Annotated in this window: 16 protein-coding genes and 4 tRNA genes; all 20 read left to right on the plus strand. The window is 57.4% G+C overall.

The window, feature by feature from the left end:
• The first annotated feature begins 29 nt into the window (after positions 1 to 29).
• The 20 genes from trpD to RF819_RS13585 all read left to right on the plus strand — a co-directional run bounded on the left by trpD (position 30) and on the right by RF819_RS13585 (position 21101).
• Complete coding sequence (trpD, locus tag RF819_RS13495; RefSeq protein ID WP_078365471.1) at positions 30 to 1079, plus strand: anthranilate phosphoribosyltransferase; 1050 nt, start codon at positions 30 to 32, stop codon at positions 1077 to 1079.
• Positions 1076 to 1243 (plus strand): hypothetical protein, encoded by a 168-nt coding sequence (locus RF819_RS21430; protein ID WP_169906440.1) that lies wholly within the window; start codon positions 1076 to 1078, stop codon positions 1241 to 1243. The genes trpD and RF819_RS21430 overlap by 4 nt, the downstream gene beginning before the upstream one ends.
• Complete coding sequence (gene trpC / locus RF819_RS13500) at positions 1236 to 2024, plus strand: indole-3-glycerol phosphate synthase TrpC (protein ID WP_078365472.1); 789 nt, start codon at positions 1236 to 1238, stop codon at positions 2022 to 2024. The genes RF819_RS21430 and trpC overlap by 8 nt, the downstream gene beginning before the upstream one ends.
• Before the next feature lie 26 nt (positions 2025 to 2050).
• Positions 2051 to 2758, plus strand: a complete 708-nt coding sequence (locus RF819_RS13505; RefSeq protein WP_078365473.1) for a uracil-DNA glycosylase — start codon at positions 2051 to 2053, stop codon at positions 2756 to 2758.
• A gap of 105 nt (positions 2759 to 2863) precedes the next feature.
• Positions 2864 to 2949, plus strand: a tRNA-Tyr gene (locus tag RF819_RS13510).
• 85 nt (positions 2950 to 3034) lie between these two features.
• Positions 3035 to 3108, plus strand: a tRNA-Gly gene (locus tag RF819_RS13515).
• A 26-nt stretch (positions 3109 to 3134) separates the two neighbouring features.
• Positions 3135 to 3209: transfer RNA gene (locus RF819_RS13520), tRNA-Thr, on the plus strand.
• 42 nt (positions 3210 to 3251) lie between these two features.
• The gene (gene tuf, locus RF819_RS13525) at positions 3252 to 4442 is read left to right on the plus strand and encodes an elongation factor Tu (RefSeq protein WP_078364579.1); all 1191 of its coding nucleotides are present in this window, start codon (positions 3252 to 3254) and stop codon (positions 4440 to 4442) included.
• Between the two features lie 8 nt (positions 4443 to 4450).
• Positions 4451 to 4526: transfer RNA gene (locus tag RF819_RS13530), tRNA-Trp, on the plus strand.
• Positions 4527 to 4636: 110 nt separating this feature from the next.
• A complete protein-coding gene (gene secE / locus RF819_RS13535) occupies positions 4637 to 5020 on the plus strand; it encodes a preprotein translocase subunit SecE (RefSeq protein ID WP_078365474.1) in 384 nt (127 codons plus the stop codon).
• The gene (gene nusG / locus RF819_RS13540) at positions 5020 to 5628 is read left to right on the plus strand and encodes a transcription termination/antitermination protein NusG (protein WP_078365475.1); all 609 of its coding nucleotides are present in this window, start codon (positions 5020 to 5022) and stop codon (positions 5626 to 5628) included. Before secE ends, nusG begins: the two co-directional genes overlap by 1 nt.
• A gap of 163 nt (positions 5629 to 5791) precedes the next feature.
• Positions 5792 to 6223, plus strand: coding sequence for a 50S ribosomal protein L11 (gene rplK / locus RF819_RS13545; protein ID WP_078365476.1), 432 nt, complete (start codon positions 5792 to 5794; stop codon positions 6221 to 6223).
• Positions 6224 to 6919, plus strand: coding sequence for a 50S ribosomal protein L1 (gene rplA, locus RF819_RS13550; protein WP_078365477.1), 696 nt, complete (start codon positions 6224 to 6226; stop codon positions 6917 to 6919).
• Positions 6920 to 7179: 260 nt separating this feature from the next.
• Positions 7180 to 7701, plus strand: coding sequence for a 50S ribosomal protein L10 (gene rplJ, locus RF819_RS13555; RefSeq protein ID WP_078365478.1), 522 nt, complete (start codon positions 7180 to 7182; stop codon positions 7699 to 7701).
• Between the two features lie 43 nt (positions 7702 to 7744).
• Positions 7745 to 8119 carry a 50S ribosomal protein L7/L12 gene (gene rplL / locus RF819_RS13560; protein WP_078365479.1) on the plus strand — a complete coding sequence of 125 codons (375 nt, stop codon included), beginning with the start codon at positions 7745 to 7747 and terminating at the stop codon, positions 8117 to 8119.
• A gap of 282 nt (positions 8120 to 8401) precedes the next feature.
• The gene (gene rpoB / locus RF819_RS13565) at positions 8402 to 12514 is read left to right on the plus strand and encodes a DNA-directed RNA polymerase subunit beta (protein ID WP_078365480.1); all 4113 of its coding nucleotides are present in this window, start codon (positions 8402 to 8404) and stop codon (positions 12512 to 12514) included.
• An 86-nt stretch (positions 12515 to 12600) separates the two neighbouring features.
• On the plus strand, positions 12601 to 16815 hold the full coding sequence (gene rpoC / locus RF819_RS13570) for a DNA-directed RNA polymerase subunit beta' (protein WP_078365481.1): 4215 nt from the start codon (positions 12601 to 12603) through the stop codon (positions 16813 to 16815).
• Between the two features lie 77 nt (positions 16816 to 16892).
• Positions 16893 to 18215: a 16S rRNA (cytosine(967)-C(5))-methyltransferase RsmB gene (rsmB, locus tag RF819_RS13575; RefSeq protein ID WP_078365482.1), complete on the plus strand. Its 1323-nt coding sequence runs from the start codon at positions 16893 to 16895 to the stop codon at positions 18213 to 18215.
• 16 nt (positions 18216 to 18231) lie between these two features.
• Positions 18232 to 18825, plus strand: a complete 594-nt coding sequence (locus RF819_RS13580; RefSeq protein WP_158081283.1) for a DUF4390 domain-containing protein — start codon at positions 18232 to 18234, stop codon at positions 18823 to 18825.
• Positions 18822 to 21101, plus strand: a complete 2280-nt coding sequence (locus RF819_RS13585) for a sensor histidine kinase (protein WP_244899906.1) — start codon at positions 18822 to 18824, stop codon at positions 21099 to 21101. Before RF819_RS13580 ends, RF819_RS13585 begins: the two co-directional genes overlap by 4 nt.
• Positions 21102 to 21135 lie beyond the last annotated feature (34 nt).

Here is a 21135-nt window from a genome sequence, read left to right on the forward strand (position 1 = left end):
TTTTTGTATCGACCGCACCAGGAGCGCGTATGACACACACCATCAAAATCACCCCGCAGGAAGCGCTGTTGCGCACCATTGAGCACCGTGAGATTTTTCACGACGAGATGCTCTACATCATGCGCCAGATCATGGCTGGGGAATGGTCCCCGGTGATGCTGGCGGCCTTCATCACCGGCTTGCGTGTCAAGAAAGAAACCATCGGTGAAATCACCGCCGCCGCGCAGGTGATGCGCGAGTTCGCCACCAAGGTCGATGTCACCGACAAAACCCATCTGGTGGACATCGTGGGCACCGGCGGCGACAGCTCTCACACCTTCAACATCTCGACCTGCGCCATGTTTGTGGCGGCAGCCGCAGGTGCCAAGGTCAGCAAACACGGCGGGCGCAGTGTCAGCAGCAAGAGTGGCAGCGCTGACGTGATGGAGTCGCTCGGTGTCAACATCAACCTCAAGCCCGAAGCGATTGCCCAGTGCATCGCGCAGGTGGGGGTGGGCTTCATGTTTGCGCCAAACCACCACCCGGCCATGAAAAACGTGGCGCCGGTGCGTCGCGAGATGGGTGTCAAGACAATTTTTAACCTGCTCGGGCCATTGACCAACCCGGCGGGTGCACCCAATATTTTGATGGGCGTGTTTCACCCTGATCTGGTTGGTATCCAGGTGCGTGCGCTGGAGCGCCTGGGCACCGAACACGCGGTGGTGGTCTACGGCAAGGACGGCCTGGACGAAGTGTCACTGGGCGCCGCCACCTTGGTGGGTGAACTCAAAGACGGCAAGGTCACCGAGTATGAAATCCATCCCGAAGACTTTGGCCTGACCATGGCCAGCACCCGCGCCTTCAAGGTCGAGACACCCGAGCAGTCTCGCGCCATGTTGTTGGGGGTGCTGGACAATGTGGACGGGCCGGCCAAGGAGATTGTGATCTTCAACGCCGGTGTTGCACTGTACGCCGCCAATGTGGTCGATTCGATGGCAGCCGGTATCCAGAAAGCACGGCTTGCTCTTGAATCAGGCGCTGCCAAAGCCAAGCTTGATCAACTGGTGACGGTAGCCCACAGCTTGAGCACTGCCGGATGATGCAGCTGCTCCATACCGACGGCGCCTGGATTGCTATCGGCATTTCGGTCTTTTTCATCGTGGTCGGGGTGCTGATGAAACGTGTATTTGTCAACGTCCTGAAACAGGGTGCCACCCCTGCCGACTCTTTTTCTGCCACCCCTGAGGCTTCCAAACATGACTGATATCCTGAACAACATTGTGGCGGTGAAACACGAAGAAGTGGCCGCCGCCAAAAATCGCAAACCACTCGACGTGGTGCGCGCCGACGCAGAGAGCCGGGTGCTGACCCGTGATTTTGTGGGTGCCCTGCGTACCAAGATCGCCGCAGGCCAGCCGGCGGTGATTGCCGAAATCAAAAAAGCCAGTCCGTCCAAAGGCGTTATCCGTGCCGACTTCATCCCGGCCGACATCGCCCAGAGTTATGCCGAATTTGGCGCCGCCTGCCTGTCGGTGCTGACCGACCAGCAGTTCTTCCAGGGCAGCGTGGACTACCTGAAACAGGCCCGCGCCTCTTGTCAGCTGCCGGTGTTGCGCAAAGACTTTATGGTGGACGCCTACCAAATCTACGAGTCCCGCGCCATGGGGGCCGATGCGGTGTTGCTGATTGCCGCCTGTCTGGACGACGCGCAGATGAAAGAGTTTGAAGCCATCGCTCGTGGCCTGGACATGGCGGTGCTGGTGGAGGTGCATGACGCAGTTGAGTTGCAGCGCGCCCTCAAGCTCAAGACGCCATTGATTGGTGTGAATAACCGCAACCTGAAAACCTTTGAGGTGTCGCTTGACACCACGCTGGCGCTGATCAAAGACATCCCGTCGGATCGCCTACTGGTGTGTGAAAGCGGCATCCACACCCGCGACGATGTGTTGCGCATGGGTGCGGCGGGTGTCAACGCTTTCTTGGTCGGTGAAGCCTTCATGCGGGTGCCTGAGCCGGGTGAGGCACTGGCGGCGTTGTTTGCTTGACCTGATCTCGGGGAGTCTCAGGCGCCATGGTTGAAACGACGCAACTGACATCAGCTGATGCAGAAAATTGGCCTGTAGCCCCCGGTTGGAAAGGGTTGGTAGCTCACTTTTTTGAATCTGACAAGGGCGCGGCTTTGTTGGCGTTTCTGCGTCAGCGCCTGGACAGCGGTGCGGTCGTCTTTCCCCCTGCGCCGCTGCGTGCCCTGGATTTAACCCCGCCCGACGCAGTGCGTGTGGTCATCCTGGGCCAGGACCCGTACCATGGCCGGGGCCAGGCCGAGGGATTGGCGTTCTCTGTTGCCCCTGGCGTGGCCTTGCCGCCATCGCTGCGCAACATCTTCAAGGAGTTGCAGCGTGATCTGGGTGAGCCGCCACCGGCATTTCCCAGTCCAGGGGGCAGTCTGGTGCGCTGGGCGCGCCATGGTGTGTTATTGCTCAACACCTGCCTGACGGTGGAGGAGGGGCAGCCCGCCAGCCATTCGGGCAAAGGCTGGGAGGTGTTGACCGACAGCATCATCCAGGCGGTCTCGCAAAATGCGGCGCCTGTTGTCTTCATGTTGTGGGGCAGCCACGCGCAAAGCAAGCGGGCCTTGATTGATGCCAGGCGCCATCTGGTGTTGTGCGCCAACCACCCCTCACCCTTGTCAGCGCTGCGCCCGCCGGTGCCGTTTATCGGGTGTGGGCATTTTTCGCAAGCCAGGGCCTGGCGTGAAAAGCACCATGGCCTCAAATGAAGACTTGCATCAGTCTTTCCAATGTAATTTTTGAGATTGATGTTAAAAACATTGCAACGTTCGCGACAAAAGCCAAACTACATGGCATAATCTTGTGCTCACCCTGGAGAGGTGGCCGAGTGGTTAATGGCAGCAGACTGTAAATCTGCCCTCTTACGAGTACGATGGTTCGAATCCATCCCTCTCCACCAGTGATAAATTGATTGTTGTGTAGCCGATTGGGGCGCGTGCTCAAGGCAAGGGGTTCTGCAGAAGTTGTTTGTAGGGCTGATTTGTGCGGGGTTCGTATAGTGGTAATACCTTAGCCTTCCAAGCTAAAGCGAGGAGTTCGATTCTCCTACCCCGCTCCACAGTTTGATCGATTTGACAAGATTTCGCCCATTTGGCTCAGTGGCAGAGCACTCCCTTGGTAAGGGAGAGGTCCCGGGTCCGATTCCCGGAATGGGCACCAGATTTTTTAGTTCGACGGTTTTTTACTTTTCGGAGTCACAAAATGGCAAAAGAAAAATTCACACGTACCAAGCCCCACGTCAACGTGGGCACCATTGGTCACGTTGACCACGGCAAAACCACCCTGACTGCGGCCATCACCACCGTGCTGGCGGCTAAATTTGGCGGTCAAGCCAAGGCTTACGACCAGATCGATGCAGCGCCCGAAGAAAAGGCCCGTGGTATCACCATCAACACCGCTCACGTTGAGTACGAAACCGCTGCACGTCACTACGCCCACGTGGATTGCCCTGGACACGCTGACTATGTGAAAAACATGATCACCGGTGCAGCCCAAATGGACGGCGCCATTCTGGTGTGTTCCGCTGCTGACGGTCCCATGCCCCAGACCCGTGAGCACATCCTGCTGGCTCGCCAGGTGGGTGTGCCTTACATCATCGTCTACTTGAACAAGTGCGACATGGTGGATGACGCTGAACTGCTTGAACTCGTTGAAATGGAAGTGCGCGAACTCCTGGACAAGTATGACTTCCCGGGCGACGACACCCCCATCATCCATGGTTCTGCCAAGCTCGCCATGGAAGGCGACAAGGGTGACCTCGGTGAAGGCTCCATCTTCAAGCTCGCTGACGCACTGGACAGCTACATCCCCACGCCTGAGCGCGCTGTGGACGGTGCCTTCCTGATGCCCGTGGAAGACGTGTTCTCCATTTCGGGTCGTGGTACTGTGGTGACCGGTCGTATTGAGCGCGGCATCATCAAAGTCGGCGAAGAAATCGAAATCGTCGGTATCCATGACACCCAGAAGACCACCTGCACCGGTGTTGAAATGTTCCGCAAACTGCTCGACCAAGGTCAAGCGGGCGATAACGTTGGCATCTTGCTGCGCGGTACCAAGCGCGAAGACGTGCAGCGTGGTCAAGTGCTGTGCAAGCCGGGTTCGATCAAGCCGCACACCCACTTCACGGGTGAGGTCTATGTGTTGTCCAAGGATGAAGGTGGCCGTCACACCCCGTTCTTCAGCAACTACCGTCCTCAGTTCTACTTCCGTACGACCGACGTGACTGGTGCCATCGAACTGCCAGAAGGCAAAGAAATGGTGATGCCTGGTGACAACGTGTCGATCACTGTGAAGCTGATTGCCCCGATCGCCATGGAAGAAGGTCTGCGCTTTGCTATCCGTGAAGGTGGCAAGACCGTTGGTGCCGGTGTGGTTGCCAAGATTCTTGCTTGATTGTCTGTAGGGGTATAGCTCAATTGGCAGAGCGTCGGTCTCCAAAACCGAAGGTTGTAGGTTCGATTCCTACTGCCCCTGCCACCTGAATTGGCCAAGAGGTGGCTAAAAAGCCCGCTGTGCAAACGGCGGGCTTGTGCGTCTGGAAAGCACCCGAAAATATGGCTAATTAACATGCTCGACATCAACTGACAATGGCTACTCCTCAAGTTCAAACCGTCAATACCACTGCAGACAAAGCCAAATTGGCGGCGGCTGTTGTCTTGGTAGTTTTGTCGCTGGTTGCTTATTACGTCTTGGCCAAGCAGGGTCCTTTGTTTCAGTGGTTGGGTCTGCTGGCAGGTTTGGCTGTAGCGGTGGTTGTCTTTTTGGCATCTGAGTCTGGCAAGGCCCTGACTGCTTTTGGGCAAGACTCGGTGCGTGAAATCAAGAAGGTGGTTTGGCCGACACGACGTGAAGCCATTCAGATGACCTTGTATGTGTTTGGGTTTGTTTTTGTCATGGCCCTGTTTTTGTGGCTGACAGACAAAACGCTTGAATGGGTGTTTTACGACCTGATCCTTGGATGGAAAAAATAATGAACGATGTTGTAGCAGAACCTGTTCCGGGTTTGCCCACTGCGGCGCAGACCCTGGCTACCGCACCTACCAATCCAGATTTGCGTTGGTATGTTGTTCATGCGTATTCCGGCATGGAAAAGGCTGTTGAGCGCAACATCCTTGAGCGCATCAACCGTGCGGGCATGCAGTCCAAGTTTGGACGCATTCTGGTCCCCATGGAAGAAGTGGTTGAAATCAAGAATGGTCAGAAAAAAACCACCGAGCGCAAATTTTTCCCTGGCTATGTTTTGGTGGAAATGGTCATGGATGATGACACCTGGCACTTGGTGAAGCACACCAACAAGGTGACAGGTTTTGTGGGTGGTGGCAAGACCCGTCCTTCTCCAATTTCTGAAGCTGAGGTTTTGAAAATCGTCAGTCAGATGCAGGAAGGTACAGACAAGCCGCGTCACAAAATTGAATTTGTGGTGGGTGAATTTGTGCGTGTCAAGGAAGGTCCTTTTGCTGACTTCAATGGTTCAGTGGAAGAGGTCAATTACGACAAGAGCAAAGTTCGTGTTGCTGTGACTATTTTTGGCCGGCCGACGCCTGTCGAGCTGGAGTTTTCGCAGGTCGAAAAAACCTGAGTTGAATTGTTGCTGGGCGGATGAGGGGGTTCCTTTGTCTGCTTGGTTGAGGCATTCGCATCTTCCGACTCGGTGCGAATAGTTAAAAGTCGAGTCGTTAATACCGGGGAGCCAGTGTTTGTCAACAACAAACCTCGGCGTTAGTACCCGTCAGGAGTAAACCATGGCGAAAAAAATCGTCGGTTTTGTCAAACTGCAAGTCCCAGCAGGCAAAGCCAATCCTTCCCCTCCCATTGGCCCCGCATTGGGTCAGCGTGGTCTGAACATCATGGAGTTTTGCAAGGCATTTAATGCGCAAACTCAAGGCGTCGAGCCCGGTCTGCCTTTGCCTGTGGTGATTACTGCGTTTGCTGACAAGAGTTTCACTTTTGTCATCAAGTCGCCCCCATCATCCATTTTGATCAAGAAAGCAGTGAAGATCGACAAGGGTTCGGCCAATGCTCTCAAGACCAAGGTCGGCAAGATTACGCGTGCCCAGCTCGAAGAAATCGCCAAGACCAAGATGAAGGACCTTACTGCTGCTGACATGGATGCAGCGGTTCGGACGATTGCTGGCTCAGCTCGCTCGATGGGCGTGAATGTGGAGGGTGTCTAAATGTCACGCTTGACGAAAAAACAAAAGGCCTTCCAAGGTAAGGTTGACAGCAGCAAGCTGTACGCCCTCGGTGATGCGCTTGGTCTGGTGAAAGAATGCGCCAATGCCAAGTTCGACGAATCGATCGACGTGGCCGTTCAACTCGGTATCGACGCTAAGAAGTCTGACCAAGTTGTGCGCGGTGCTGTGGTGCTCCCGAATGGGACCGGTAAAACAAAGCGTGTGGCTGTGTTCGCCCAAGGTGCCAAGGCTGAAGAAGCCAAGGCTGCTGGTGCTGACATCGTGGGTATGGACGATCTGGCCGCCATGGTCAAGGCCGGTGACATGCCGTTTGATGTTGTGATTGCCGCGCCTGACGCCATGCGTATTGTCGGTACTCTGGGGCAGATTCTGGGCCCACGTGGTTTGATGCCTAACCCCAAAGTTGGCACAGTGACGCCTGATGTGGCAACCGCTGTTCGCAACGCCAAGGCAGGTCAGGTGCAGTTCCGTGTGGACAAAGCAGGTATTGTGCATTCCACCATTGGCCGTCGTTCTTTTGACAATGACAAGCTGCAAGGTAACTTGGCAGCATTGGTTGATGCGTTGGCCAAAGCCAAACCTGCAACAAGCAAGGGTCTGTATTTGCGCAAAGTTGCCGTGTCCAGCACGATGGGTGTCGGTGTTCGCGTTGATTTGCAAACAATCACCGCTTGATGTGAAAAATTGGGTGTCTTGAAAAGGATGCCTGGTGTGGTGGGTTGCTGATGTCGCAAGCTGTCAGCAGGCCATCCAAGACCGTTGGTGTGCACAACGTACTTTGTGATGTTTGCGCTTAATGAATAGATCGCCAACGCAGATGGCGACCCCGCTGCTAAAGATTCGTTGGGTTTCTTAACAGTTGGTCGCTGAAATATGGCGTGTCGGGTGGCAATGAGTTGATCTTTGTCCAAAGACACAATTTGAAGGAGTAGACCTTGAGTTTAAATCGCAGTGAGAAAGAAGCGGTCATCAGTGATGTGACTGGCCTCGCCGCTAAAGCTCAAACGCTCGTGATGGCGGAATACCGGGGTATCACGGTTGCCGACATGACCAAATTGCGCTCAACTGCGCGCAGCAATGGCGTTAGCCTGAGTGTGTTGAAAAACACCTTGGCTCGCCGGGCTGTTGCCGGAAGTGGCTTTGAAGTTGTGTCTGACCAGATGACTGGTCCGCTGATCTATGGCTTTTCTGAAGATGCAGTTGCTGCCGCGAAAGTGGTGGCTGATTTCGCGAAGACCAACGCCAAGTTGGTGATTCGTGGTGGTGCATACGGCGGTAAAGCTCTGGACGTCGAGGGTGTGAAGCAGTTGGCCAGTATCCCTTCCAAGGAAGTGTTGTTGGCGCAGTTGTTGGGCTTGATGCAGTCGCCTATTTCGCGCACCGCGCGTGTGTTGGCGGCTCTGGCAGAGCAAAAAGGCGGCGGTGCAGAAGCGCCCGCCGAAGCCGTGGCAGCCTGATCCGCTTTCGGCATTTAGTAATCAATATTGTTAGGAAATCAAAATGGCATTCGATAAAGACGCATTTTTGACCGCGCTCGACAGCATGACGGTCATGGAACTCAACGATCTGGTGAAAGCCATCGAAGAGAAATTTGGTGTGAGCGCAGCCGCTATGGCTGCCCCCGCCGCTGGCGGTGGTGCTGCTGCCGCAGTCGCCGAAGAAAAGACCGAGTTCAACGTTGTTCTGCTGGATGCAGGCGCCCAGAAGGTGTCGGTCATCAAGGCTGTGCGTGAAATCACTGGTCTGGGCCTCAAAGAAGCGAAAGACCTGGTTGACGGCGCTCCGAAGAACGTCAAGGAAGGCGTGGCCAAGGCTGATGCTGATGCCGCTCTGAAGAAATTGATCGAAGCAGGTGCCAAGGCTGAACTCAAGTAATTGAGTTAGGTCAAAGGGCTGGAGTGCTGTCAAAGGCCTCCAGCCTTTGGTGTTTCTAAAGAACACACCGTAAAGCAGTTTTTTGACACATTGGCTAGCTGGAAAGTTAGCTCCAAACCAGGCAAAAAATTGTTTTTCAGTGTCTTCTCATTCCGACAGAAGAAGATGCCTTGGTTCGGGTTGCATGCAAGGTGCAACCGTCCGCCATAGATTGGTAGCGGCCAATCGCCAAGAAAAAAGTCGTCCAGGACCCGCCAGGTTCCTCAGTTGCCCGGAGATTTCATGGCTTACTCATACACCGAACGCAAACGAATTCGTAAAAATTTTGGCAATCGCGACAGCGTGCTTGAAATTCCTTACCTGTTGCAGATGCAAAAGGACGCGTATACCGCGTTCCTGCAAGCTGATGTTGCTCCCAAAAAGCGTTCGACCGAAGGCCTGCAGGCTGCCTTCAGTGCTGCCTTCCCGATCGTCTCGCACAATGGTTTTGTCGAGATGAAGTACCTCGAATACAACCTGGCGAAACCTGCTTTTGATGTGCGCGAGTGCCAAACCCGTGGTTTGACCTACGCATCGGCCGTTCGCGCCAAGGTGCAGTTGATCATTTATGACCGTGAGTCTTCCACGACACAGAACAAGGTCGTTAAAGAGGTCAAGGAGCAAGAGGTGTACATGGGCGAGGTGCCCTTGATGACTGAAAAGGGCTCTTTCGTCATCAATGGAACCGAACGCGTCATCGTGTCGCAGTTGCATCGTTCTCCCGGCGTGTTTTTTGAGCATGACAAGGGCAAAACCCACAGCTCCGGCAAGTTGCTGTTCTCGGCACGCATCATTCCCTACCGCGGTTCCTGGCTGGACTTTGAGTTTGACCCGAAAGACATTCTGTACTTCCGGGTGGACCGTCGCCGCAAGATGCCGGTGACGATCCTGTTGAAAGCCATCGGCTTGAACCACGAATCCATCCTGGCCAACTTCTTCGTCAACGACAACTTCCGCCTGATGGACAGTGGCGCGCAGATGGAGTTCGTGGCCGAACGCCTGCGCGGTGAGGTGGCACGTTTTGACATCACCGACAAAAACGGCAAGGTGGTTGTTGCCAAGGACAAGCGCATCACCGCGCGCCATACACGTGAGATGGAGCAATCTGCTACCACCCATGTGTCCGTGCCTGAGGATTTCCTCATTGGCCGTGTTGTGGCCCGCAATGTGGTGGATGGCGACACCGGTGAAATTCTGGCCAAAGCCAATGAAGAATTGACCGAAGCCTTGCTCAAGAAACTGCGCACCTCTGGTGTGCAGGATCTGGCGTGTATCTACACCAATGAGTTGGATCAAGGCGCATATATCTCTCAGACCTTGCGCACCGACGAAACCGTTGACGAGTTCGCCGCGCGTGTGGCGATCTACCGCATGATGCGCCCTGGCGAGCCGCCAACAGAGGACGCTGTGCAAGCCTTGTTCCAGCGCTTGTTCTACAACCCCGACACCTATGACCTGTCGCGTGTTGGCCGTATGAAGTTCAACGCCAAGATGGGGCGCCCTGAGTCCACCGGCCCGATGGTCTTGACCAATGAAGACATTTTGGCTGTGGTCAAGATCTTGGTCGACTTGCGTAACGGCCATGGCGAAGTGGACGATATCGACCACTTGGGTAACCGCCGTGTGCGTTGTGTGGGTGAGTTGGCCGAAAACCAGTACCGCATGGGCCTGGCCCGTATTGAAAAGGCCGTGAAAGAACGTCTGGGTCAGGCGGAGCAAGAGCCTCTGATGCCGCACGATCTGATCAACAGCAAGCCGATTTCAGCTGCTTTGAAAGAGTTCTTTGGTGCGTCGCAGTTGTCGCAATTCATGGACCAGACCAACCCGCTGTCGGAAATCACCCACAAGCGTCGTGTCTCTGCTCTTGGCCCAGGTGGTTTGACCCGCGAACGTGCAGGTTTTGAAGTGCGTGACGTGCACGTGACCCATTACGGTCGCGTCTGCCCGATTGAAACGCCCGAAGGTCCGAACATCGGTCTGATCAACTCCCTGGCTTTGTACGCACGTCTGAACGAGTATGGGTTCATCGAAACACCTTATCGCCGCGTGGTTGAGGGCAAGGTAACGCTGGACATTGACTATTTGTCGGCCATCGAAGAAGGCAAGTACGTGATCGCCCAGGCCAATGCCGCGCTGGACAAAGAAGGCCGCCTCTCGGGTGACCTGATTTCGGCACGTGAAGCCGGTGAATCCATTTTGGTCGGTGCCGAACGTGTGCAGTACATGGACGTGTCGCCCGCACAGATCGTGTCGGTGGCTGCATCCTTGGTGCCGTTCCTTGAGCACGATGATGCGAACCGCGCTTTGATGGGCGCCAACATGTCGCGTCAGGCTGTGCCGGTGCTGCGTCCGGAAAAACCCATGGTGGGTACCGGTATTGAACGTGTGGCTGCCATTGACTCCGGCACCGTCGTGACAGCAACCCGTGGTGGTGTGGTGGACTATGTCGACGCAACCCGTGTGGTGGTGCGTGTCAACGACGCCGAAGCACAAGCTGGCGAAGTTGGTGTCGACATCTACAACCTGATCAAGTACCAACGCTCCAACCAGAACACCAACATCCACCAGCGTCCGATTGTGAAAAAAGGCGACCGGCTGGCCAAGGGTGACGTGATTGCGGATGGTGCCTCCACCGATCTGGGTGAGTTGGCGCTGGGTCAGAACATGCTGATCGGCTTCATGACCTGGAACGGTTACAACTTCGAAGATTCGATTTTGATCAGCGAACGTGTCGTGGCTGAAGACCGCTACACCTCGATCCACATCGAGGAATTGGTGGTCATGGCGCGCGACACCAAACTGGGTGCCGAAGAAATCACACGCGACATTCCGAACCTGAGTGAGCAACAGCTCAACCGTCTGGACGAATCCGGCATCATCTACGTGGGTGCTGAAGTGCAACCTGGCGATGTGCTGGTGGGCAAGGTCACACCCAAGGGTGAAACCACGCTGACGCCTGAAGAAAAACTGTTGCGCGCCATCTTCGGTGAAAAAGCCAGCGATGTGAAGGACACTTCGCTGCGTGTCGACCAGGGCTCACAAGGCACCGTGATCGACGTGCAGGTCTTCACCCGCGAAGGCATTGTGCGCGACCGTCGTGCCCAGCAGATCATTGACGACGAGCTGAAACGCTTCCGCCTGGACTTGAACGATCAGTTGCGGATTGTGGAAAACGATGCGTTTGACCGGATTGAGAAGCTGCTGGTTGGCAGAGTCGCCAATGGCGGCCCACAGAAGCTGGCCAAAGGCACCAAGATCGACAAAGCGTACTTGGCCTCGGTGGACCGTTACCACTGGTTTGACATCCGTCCGGCTGAAGATGATGTGTCGGTGCAACTGGAGAGCATCAAGAACTCCAACGAACAAACCCGCCACAGTTTTGACCTGGCTTTTGAAGAAAAGCGCAAAAAACTCACCCAGGGCGACGATTTGCCCGCAGGTGTGTTGAAGATGGTCAAGGTGTATGTGGCGGTCAAACGCCACCTGCAACCGGGTGACAAGATGGCCGGCCGTCACGGTAACAAGGGTGTGGTCTCGAAGATCGTTCCGGTGGAAGACATGCCGCACATGGCCGATGGCACCCCGTGTGACATCGTGCTGAACCCGTTGGGTGTGCCGTCACGGATGAACGTGGGGCAGGTGTTGGAAGTTCACTTGGGTTGGGCAGGCAAGGGTATTGGTCAACGCATCGGTGACATGTTGCAAGCCGAGTCGCGTGTGGCCGAACTGCGCACGTTCCTCGAAGAGATCTACAACACAACCGGCCGCAAGGAAGACCTGAGCCAACTCAACGACGACCAGTTGTTGGAGATGGCGCAGAACCTCACCACCGGTATGCCATTCGCCACACCCGTGTTCGACGGTGCAACGGAAGACGAAATCCGTGCCATGTTGAAGCTGGCGTTCCCGGATGACATCGCCAAGCTCAAGGGCTTGACCGAGACCCGTACCCAGGCTTACCTGTACGACGGCCGCACTGGTGACCGCTTTGAGCGGCCCACCACGGTCGGGTACATGCACTACCTGAAGCTGCACCACTTGGTGGATGACAAGATGCACGCCCGTTCGACTGGTCCGTACAGCTTGGTCACGCAACAACCTCTGGGTGGTAAAGCCCAGTTTGGTGGTCAGCGCTTCGGTGAAATGGAAGTGTGGGCACTGGAGGCTTATGGCGCGTCTTACACCTTGCAGGAAATGCTGACGGTCAAGTCGGATGACGTGCAGGGCCGGACCAAGGTCTACGAGAGCATCGTCAAGGGTGAACACTCGATCGAAGCGGGCATGCCCGAGTCGTTCAACGTGCTGGTCAAGGAAATCCGCTCCTTGGGCCTGGATATTGAGCTTGAACGCTCTTAATTGAATAGCGAAAAGTATTGCTGGGCAGCCTCCGCTCCGCTCTGTGAGCGGGAGCTGCTTTCCACCGATTAAAAGGAATTTGTCTCATGAAATCATTACTCGACCTGTTCAAGCAATTCACGCCCGACGAACACTTTGATGCGATCAAGATCGGTATGGCTTCGCCTGAAAAGATCCGCTCCTGGTCTTTTGGCGAGGTGAAAAAGCCCGAAACCATCAACTACCGCACCTTCAAGCCTGAGCGTGATGGTCTGTTTTGCGCCAAGATCTTTGGCCCCATCAAAGACTACGAATGCCTGTGCGGCAAGTACAAACGCCTGAAACATCGCGGTGTGATCTGTGAAAAGTGCGGCGTTGAAGTCACCCAGACCAAGGTGCGTCGTGAACGCATGGGTCACATCGACCTGGCCGCTCCTTGCGCCCACATCTGGTTCCTGAAGTCCCTGCCCAGCCGTTTGGGCTTGGTGCTGGACATGACCCTGCGTGACATCGAACGTGTGTTGTACTTTGAAGCATACGTGGTGACCGACCCCGGCATGACCCCGCTGAAGAAATTCAGCATCATGAGTGAGGACGACTTCGACGCCAAGTTCAAGGAATACGGCGACGAATTCCAGGCCAAGATGGGTGCCGAAGGCGTCAAGGAATTGCTGCAAAACCTCGACATCGAAAGCGAAATCGAGAAGCTGCGCAACGACCCCAGCGGCTCAGAGCTCAAGATCAAGAAGAACACCAAGCGCCTCAAGTTGCTCGAAGCGTTCAAAAAGTCGGGCATCAAGCCCGAGTGGATGGTGCTCGACGTGTTGCCGGTGCTGCCACCCGACCTGCGCCCACTCGTGCCGCTGGACGGTGGCCGCTTCGCCACGTCTGACTTGAACGATCTGTACCGTCGCGTGATCAACCGCAACAGCCGTCTGCGCCGTTTGCTGGAACTCAAAGCACCGGAAATCATTGCCCGCAATGAAAAGCGCATGTTGCAAGAGTCGGTGGACAGCTTGCTGGACAACGGCCGTCGCGGCAAAGCCATGACCGGTGCCAACAAACGTGCCCTGAAGTCGCTGGCCGACATGATCAAGGGCAAGGGTGGTCGTTTCCGTCAGAACTTGCTGGGTAAACGCGTCGACTACTCCGGCCGTTCGGTGATTACCGTGGGCCCGACACTCAAGCTGCACCAGTGTGGTCTGCCCAAGCTGATGGCGCTGGAACTGTTCAAGCCCTTCATCTTCGCGCGCCTGGAAGCCATGGGCATTGCCACCACCATCAAGGCGGCCAAGAAGGAAGTCGAAACCGGTACGCCGGTGGTTTGGGATATTCTGGAAGAGGTCATCAAAGAACACCCGGTGATGTTGAACCGTGCGCCAACCCTGCACCGTTTGGGCATTCAGGCCTTTGAACCTATCCTGATCGAAGGCAAGGCGATCCAGCTGCACCCGCTGGTGTGCGCGGCCTTCAATGCCGACTTTGACGGTGACCAGATGGCTGTCCACGTGCCTTTGTCGGTCGAAGCCCAGATGGAAGCCCGCACCCTGATGCTGGCCTCCAACAACGTGCTGTTCCCGTCCAATGGCGAGCCGTCCATCGTGCCGTCTCAAGACGTGGTGCTGGGTCTGTACTACACCACCCGTGACCGCATCAACGGTAAGGGTGAAGGCCTGATCTTCTCGGACGTGAGCGAAGTCCAACGCGCTTTTGATGCGGGTGAAGTCGAGATGAGTGCACGTATCAATGTGCGCCTGACCGAGTACACCAAGAACAAGGAAACCGGCGAACTGGTGCCTTCGACCAAGCTCTGGGAAACCACCGCTGGCCGTGCCCTGTTGTCCGAAATCCTGCCCAAGGGCTTGCCGTTTGAGTTCATCAACAAGGCGCTCAAGAAGAAGGAAATTTCCCGACTCATCAATGCCTCGTTCCGCAAGTGTGGTCTGAAGGAAACGGTGATTTTTGCCGACAAGCTGTTGCAATACGGCTTCCGTCTGGCAACCCGTGCCGGTATCTCGATCTCGATCGAAGACATGTTGGTGCCCACTGAGAAGCCGGGCATCATCGAACGTGCTGAAGCTGAGGTTAAGGAAATCGCCCAGCAATACACCTCCGGTCTGGTGACTGCTGGTGAGCGCTACAACAAGGTGGTGGACATCTGGGGCAAAGCCGGTGACGAAGTGTCCAAGGTGATGATGGGTCAACTCTCCAAAGAGACCGTCATTGACCGTCATGGCAACAAGGTGCCACAAGAGTCGTTCAACTCCATCTACATGATGGCCGACTCCGGCGCCCGCGGTTCTGCGGCGCAGATTCGCCAGGTGGCCGGTATGCGGGGTCTGATGGCCAAGCCCGATGGCTCGATCATTGAAACGCCCATCACCGCGAACTTCCGCGAAGGTCTGAACGTGTTGGAGTACTTCATCTCCACCCACGGTGCACGTAAGGGTCTGGCCGATACCGCTTTGAAAACCGCCAACTCGGGTTACCTGACCCGTCGTCTGGTGGATGTGACGCAGGATCTGGTGGTGACCGAGCAGGATTGCGGCACCCACGCCGGTTACCTGATGCGCGCCATCGTCGAAGGTGGTGAAACCATCGAGTCTTTGCGTGACCGTATCCTGGGCCGTACCGCTGCCGACGACATCCTGCATCCGGAAAACCGCTCGGTGCTGGCACCTGCGGGCACCATGCTCGATGAAGACATGATCGAGATGCTCGAAGCCGCTGGCGTCGACGAGGTCAAGGTCCGCACCGCGCTGACCTGCGAAACCCGCTTTGGTATTTGCGCCAAGTGCTACGGCCGCGATCTGGGCCGTGGTGGTCTGGTCAACGGCGGTGAAGCCGTGGGCGTGATTGCGGCGCAGTCGATCGGTGAGCCCGGTACCCAGCTGACCATGCGGACTTTCCACATCGGGGGTGCGGCTTCGCGTGCGGCCATCGCGTCCAGCGTGGAAGCAAAGTCCAACGGCAACATCGGTTTCAACGCCACCATGCGTTATGTGACCAACGGCAAGGGCGACCTGGTGGTGATTTCCCGTTCCGGCGAAATCATCATCCAAGACGAACATGGTCGTGAGCGCGAACGTCACAAAGTGCCTTACGGCGCCATTTTGACGATCAAGGCCGACCAGACCATCAAGGCTGGCACGATCCTGGCTAACTGGGACCCGCTGACCCGCCCCATCATCACCGAATTCGCCGGTAAAGCGCACTTCGAGAATGTGGAAGAAGGTCTGACGGTGGCCAAGCAGGTCGATGAAGTGACCGGTTTGTCCACCCTGGTGGTGATCGACCCGAAACGCCGTGGTTCTGCCAAGGTGGTGCGTCCGCAGGTCAAGCTGATCGACGCCAATGGCAACGAAGTCAAGATCCCCGGCACCGACCACTCTGTAACCATCGGTTTCCCGATTGGTGCCCTGGTGCAAGTGCGTGACGGTCAAGACGTGGGTCCCGGCGAAGTGCTGGCACGTATCCCGGTCGAAGGTCAGAAGACCCGCGACATTACCGGCGGTCTGCCGCGTGTGGCTGAGTTGTTTGAAGCCCGTTCACCCAAGGACAAGGGTGTGTTGGCCGAGATGACCGGTACCATTTCTTTCGGCAAGGAAACCAAGGGCAAGATCCGCCTGCAGATCACCGACCCAGAAGGCAAGGTCTGGGAGGAACTCGTGCCCAAGGAAAAGAACATCCTGGTGCACGAAGGTCAGATCGTCAACAAGGGCGAGTCCGTGGTGGACGGCCCAGCCGATCCGCAGGACATCCTGCGCCTGCTGGGTGCCGAAGAACTGGCGCGCTACATCGTCGACGAAGTGCAGGACGTGTACCGCTTGCAGGGCGTGAAGATCAACGACAAACACATTGAAGTGATTGTTCGTCAGATGCTGCGCCGTGTGGTGGTCGAGAGTGCAGGCGACTCCACCTACATCGTGGGTGAGCAAGTTGAGCGTTCTGAGATGCTAAACACCAACGATGCTTTGCGTGCCGAGGGCAAGGTGCCAGCAACCTACACCAACCTGTTGCTGGGTATCACCAAGGCCTCTTTGTCCACCGACTCGTTCATCTCTGCGGCTTCCTTCCAGGAAACCACCCGGGTGTTGACCGAAGCTGCGATCATGGGCAAACGCGACGAGTTGCGTGGCTTGAAGGAAAACGTGATCGTGGGTCGTCTGATCCCGGCCGGTACCGGTATGGCTTACCACGAAGCGCGCAATGTGCGTGAAAACATGGATGATGCCGAGCGTCGTGCCATTGCCGAAGCCGAAGCCGCTGAACTGGCCGGTGAAAGTGAAGCCGAGCTGGGAGAGGGCGCTGCAGCCGAATAAGCTGTTTGCTCTATAAAAATATAGCGCCTCACGCCCGATATATAAGGGCCTGAGGCGTTTTTTATACCTGAAATGTGATGAACGATGAACAGCGATTGCCTTTGTGGCGCCAGTTACAAGCGGTCACCCAGGTGCTGCAGGCCATCCGGCAGGGGCAGTCGGGGACGACTGCTTTGGCCGCGGTGGCGCCTGCGCTGCGGCCCGGTGTCCAGGCGCTGAGTTTTGAGGTGCTGCGCTCTCTGGGGCGCGCTCAGGCGCTGCGCAAGCTGCTGGCATCCCGTACCCCTCCGCCTGCCGTGGATGCCCTGTTGTGTACAGCGCTGGCCTTGTTGTGGCGCCCCCAAAACGCGTCCTACGATGCCTTCACACTGGTCAACCAGACGGTGGAGTGCGCCAAACGCACGCCTGCCCTCAAGGCCCAGGCCTCTTTTGTGAATGCCTGCCTGAGGCGTTTTGTGCGTGAACGTGAGGTCTTGGTGGCGCAGACGGACCAAGACCCGGTGGCGCACTGGAACCATCCGGCCTGGTGGATCAAGCAACTGCAATCCGATTGGCCTGAGCAGTGGCAAGCCATCCTGGCTGCGGCCGACCAGCACGCACCCATGGTGCTGCGTGTGAATGCCCGCCTGGGCACACCGGCCCAGTATCTTGAAAAGCTGTCTGAGGTTGGCATCCCGGGCCGCCTGATCGGGGACTATGGTGTGGTGCTGGCCAGTGCCTGTGCAGTGCAGCACTTGCCCGGTTTTGAGCAAGGCTGGGTGTCGGTGCAGGACAGCGCGGCACAGCTGGCGGCCCCCTTGTTGTTGTCTGGTCTGACGCCGGTGGACGGACTGCGGGTGCTCGATGCCTGCGCCGCACCCGGTGGCAAAACCGCCCATCTGCTGGAGCTGAGCCAGGCCCAGGTCACCGCACTGGACGTGGACCCGCTACGTTGTGAACGTATCCACCAGACCCTGGCCCGCCTAGGCCTGCAGGCTGAGGTAGTCGCGGCAGACGCCGCCGATGTGTCAGCCTGGTGGGATGGCACCCCGTTTGATGCGATTTTGCTGGACGCCCCTTGCTCGGCCGCAGGCATTGTGCGCAGGCATCCGGACATCCGCTGGCTGCGGCGCCAGACCGACATTGCCCAACTGGCCGCCATCCAGGCGCGTTTGCTGCACACGCTGTGGCCCCTGGTGAAACCGGGTGGCCGACTGCTGTATTGCACCTGCTCGGTGTTTCGCCAGGAAGGCGCGCAGCAGGTGGCCGCGTTTCTTGCCAACCACAGTGACGCCAAAATGCTGAGCTCCCCGGGGCATTTGTTGCCTCACGGTGCGCCACAGGGGGCAACACCCGCCGACAATCCCATCGGTGACCATGATGGCTTTTATTACGCGTTATTCGACAAACAAGCGGCCTAGCGGCTGGGCTGGGCTGTTGGCGGCTGTTCTGCTGTGTTGGCTGCAGGCGTGGACGCCTGCGGCCGCTGCAAGCGCCAGTGCCGCAGAGTCAGGCAGTCGACCGTCTTTGACGCTGGAGCGCTCGGACAGCAGCTTGTTGTTGTCGGTCCAGCTCAAGTTTGAGCTGCCTGTGGTGGTGGAAGACGCACTGTACAAAGGGATTCCCATCTACTTTGTGGCGCAGTCCGAACTGCTGCGCGAGCGCTGGTACTGGACCAGCAAGACCATCGCCACGGCGCAGCGGCGCATGCGTTTGGCCTACCATCCCCTGACACGGCGCTGGCGACTCACCATCGGTGCCGCCGACATGAACGAGACCACCCAAGGGCTCACGCTGGGTCAAAGTTTTGAGAGTCTGGACGATGCCATGGCGGTGGTGCGCCGTATCTCGCGTTGGAAGATCGCCGAGGTGCAAGACCTCCCGTCTGGCAACAAATATCTGGTGGATTTCAGCTTTGAACTGGACACCTCACAACTGCCCCGGCCGCTGCAGATTGGCACCCTGGGGCAGTCAGATTGGATGATCGAACTGCGGCAGTCGCAGCCACTTGACCTGGAGCGTGTCAAGTGAGTGCCACTGGCGCTGAGGTCTCCAGAAAATCCAAGGCGCTGCGCTGGACCATTGGCGTTGGCCTGACGGCCATGGTGGCTGTGGGTTTGGTGCTCATGTTTTTATTGACGCAAGCCACCAGCAACCGGGTCTTGTACGAGCGCAACTACCAGGTGCTGTTTGCCGTCAATGTAGTGGTGGCTGTGTTGCTGCTGCTGGCGATTGCCTGGATTGCCTGGCGGCTGGTGAAGCGCTTGCGGCAGAAGAAATTCGGTAGCCGTTTGCTGGTCAAGCTGGCCGCCGTGTTTGCACTGGCCGGGTTTGCGCCGGGTGTGCTGATTTATGTGGTGTCTTACCAGTTTGTGTCGCGTTCCATCGAGAGCTGGTTTGACGTGGAAGTTGAAGGCGCGCTGGCTGCGGGCTTGAATCTGGGGCGCACCACGCTGGAGGCTTTGTCTGCCGACTTGGAGGGTAAAACCCGCACCGCAGCAGCCCAGCTGGCTGACAAGGCTGACGTCACGGTGGCGCTGCCGCTGGAGCGTGCACGCGATGCCATGGGGGCCGATGATCTGCAACTCTGGCGTGCCTCGGGACGTCTGGTGGCTGCGGCGGGTGAATCGCGCTACCAGTTGACCCCGGAGATGCCCACACCCCAGCAGTTTCGAGCCGCACGCAGTCAACGTGCCATCACCTGGATCGAAGGCCTGGATGAGGGCTTGGTGCCCGGTGCAACACCCGCACGGATCAAGGTCCTGGCGCTGGTCAACAGTGCGGCGGTGGGCACACTGGGCGAAGCGCGGTATTTGCTGGCGGGCAAGGTCTTGCCAACCACGCTGGTAGAGAATGCTTTGGCTGTGACCCAGGCCAACCGCGAATACCAGGAGCGGGCCCTGGCGCGTGAAGGCCTGCGTCGTATGTACATCGGCACCTTGACGCTGAGCCTGTTCATGGCGGTTTTTGGGGGGGTGTTGCTGGCGGTGGTGATGGGTAACCAGATTGCCCGACCGCTGCTGGTGCTGGCTGATGGGGTGCGTGAGGTGGCTGCGGGTGACCTCTCGCCCAAGGCCTCCTTGCGCGGCAAGGACGAGCTCGACGGCCTGACCCGCTCTTTTGCCGACATGACCCAGCAGCTGCTGGAAGCACGCCAGGCGGTGCACACCAGCATGGCGCAAACCAACGCCGCACGAGCCCATTTGCAAACCATCCTGGACAACCTGACCACCGGGGTGTTGGTGTTGGCGCCGGACGGTACCATCATCTCGTCCAACCCCGGCGCCACCCGCATTCTGAAGCTGCCGCTGGCGGTTTACGAAGGACGGCGCCTGGTTGACATCGAAGAGCTGGCAGCATTCGGTCAAGCGGTGCAGCAACAGTTCGAAGCTTTTCTGGCCTATGGCCGCGAGCGCAATCTGGACCACTGGCAACAGTCGTTCGAGCTGGGCAACACCAGTCTGGACCCGACGGGCCGCCCCAGCAACACCACTATCACCCTGATTGCGCGTGGTGCCGAACTGCCCAGCAACCAGAATCTGTTGGTATTTGACGACATTTCTGAGGTGGTGTCTGCCCAACGCGCCCAGGCCTGGGGTGAGGTGGCACGGCGCCTGGCCCATGAAATCAAGAACCCCTTGACCCCCATTCAGCTCTCGGCAGAACGCCTGGAGATGAAGCTGACCGGCAAGCTGGCCGCCACAGAACAGACCCTGTTGGCCAAGTCTGTCAAAACCATTGTTGACCAGGTGGAGGCCATGAAACGACTGGTCAACGAGTTTCGCGACTACGCCCGTTTGCCTGCGGCCGAACTCAGAGCTCTTGACCTCAATGCGCTGGTGCAAGAGGTGCTCAACCTGTATGCCCCTGACCATGCCCAGGTTCCCATTCTTGCCGAGCTGGACCCTGCCTGCCTTCCTGTGCTGGGCGACCCTCAGCAGCTGCGCCAGGTGTTGCACAACCTGTTGCAAAACGCGCAGGACGCCACCGTCAGTGCTGGCCGGGCCAGCCCGGAGCACCCGGTCCTGCTCAAAACCCGATGGTTGCCAGGCACGCAACGTGTGCGTCTGAGTGTGCAGGACAGTGGCACCGGTTTTCCCGATCACATCCTCAAACGTGCCTTCGAGCCCTATGTCACCACCAAGGACAAAGGCACCGGTCTGGGGCTGGCTGTCGTGAAAAAGATAGCAGACGAGCACGGCACCCGGGTCGAAATCACCAATCGGCTGCAGGATGGTCAGGTGCTAGGTGCCCAGGTGTCGTTATCATTCAGTGTGGAACGCGCACAGACGCATCAGACGACGTAAGGCTGCAAAAGCAGGCACATTTAAGGGAAACGGC

It is taken from the genome of Rhodoferax fermentans, from assembly GCF_002017865.1.
Lineage (GTDB): Bacteria > Pseudomonadota > Gammaproteobacteria > Burkholderiales > Burkholderiaceae_C > Rhodoferax > Rhodoferax fermentans.

Excerpts from the sequence above, each read along its gene's own strand:
- trpD (WP_078365471.1), top strand. The coding sequence starts at position 30 with ATGACACACACCATCAAAATCACCCCGCAGGAAGCGCTGTTGCGCACC.
- RF819_RS21430 (WP_169906440.1), top strand. The coding sequence starts at position 1,076 with ATGATGCAGCTGCTCCATACCGACGGCGCCTGGATTGCTATCGGCATT.
- trpC (WP_078365472.1), top strand. The coding sequence starts at position 1,236 with ATGACTGATATCCTGAACAACATTGTGGCGGTGAAACACGAAGAAGTG.
- RF819_RS13505 (WP_078365473.1), top strand. The coding sequence starts at position 2,051 with ATGGTTGAAACGACGCAACTGACATCAGCTGATGCAGAAAATTGGCCT.
- tuf (WP_078364579.1), top strand. The coding sequence starts at position 3,252 with ATGGCAAAAGAAAAATTCACACGTACCAAGCCCCACGTCAACGTGGGC.
- secE (WP_078365474.1), top strand. The coding sequence starts at position 4,637 with ATGGCTACTCCTCAAGTTCAAACCGTCAATACCACTGCAGACAAAGCC.
- nusG (WP_078365475.1), top strand. The coding sequence starts at position 5,020 with ATGAACGATGTTGTAGCAGAACCTGTTCCGGGTTTGCCCACTGCGGCG.
- rplK (WP_078365476.1), top strand. The coding sequence starts at position 5,792 with ATGGCGAAAAAAATCGTCGGTTTTGTCAAACTGCAAGTCCCAGCAGGC.
- rplA (WP_078365477.1), top strand. The coding sequence starts at position 6,224 with ATGTCACGCTTGACGAAAAAACAAAAGGCCTTCCAAGGTAAGGTTGAC.
- rplL (WP_078365479.1), top strand. The coding sequence starts at position 7,745 with ATGGCATTCGATAAAGACGCATTTTTGACCGCGCTCGACAGCATGACG.
- rpoB (WP_078365480.1), top strand. The coding sequence starts at position 8,402 with ATGGCTTACTCATACACCGAACGCAAACGAATTCGTAAAAATTTTGGC.
- rpoC (WP_078365481.1), top strand. The coding sequence starts at position 12,601 with ATGAAATCATTACTCGACCTGTTCAAGCAATTCACGCCCGACGAACAC.
- rsmB (WP_078365482.1), top strand. The coding sequence starts at position 16,893 with ATGAACGATGAACAGCGATTGCCTTTGTGGCGCCAGTTACAAGCGGTC.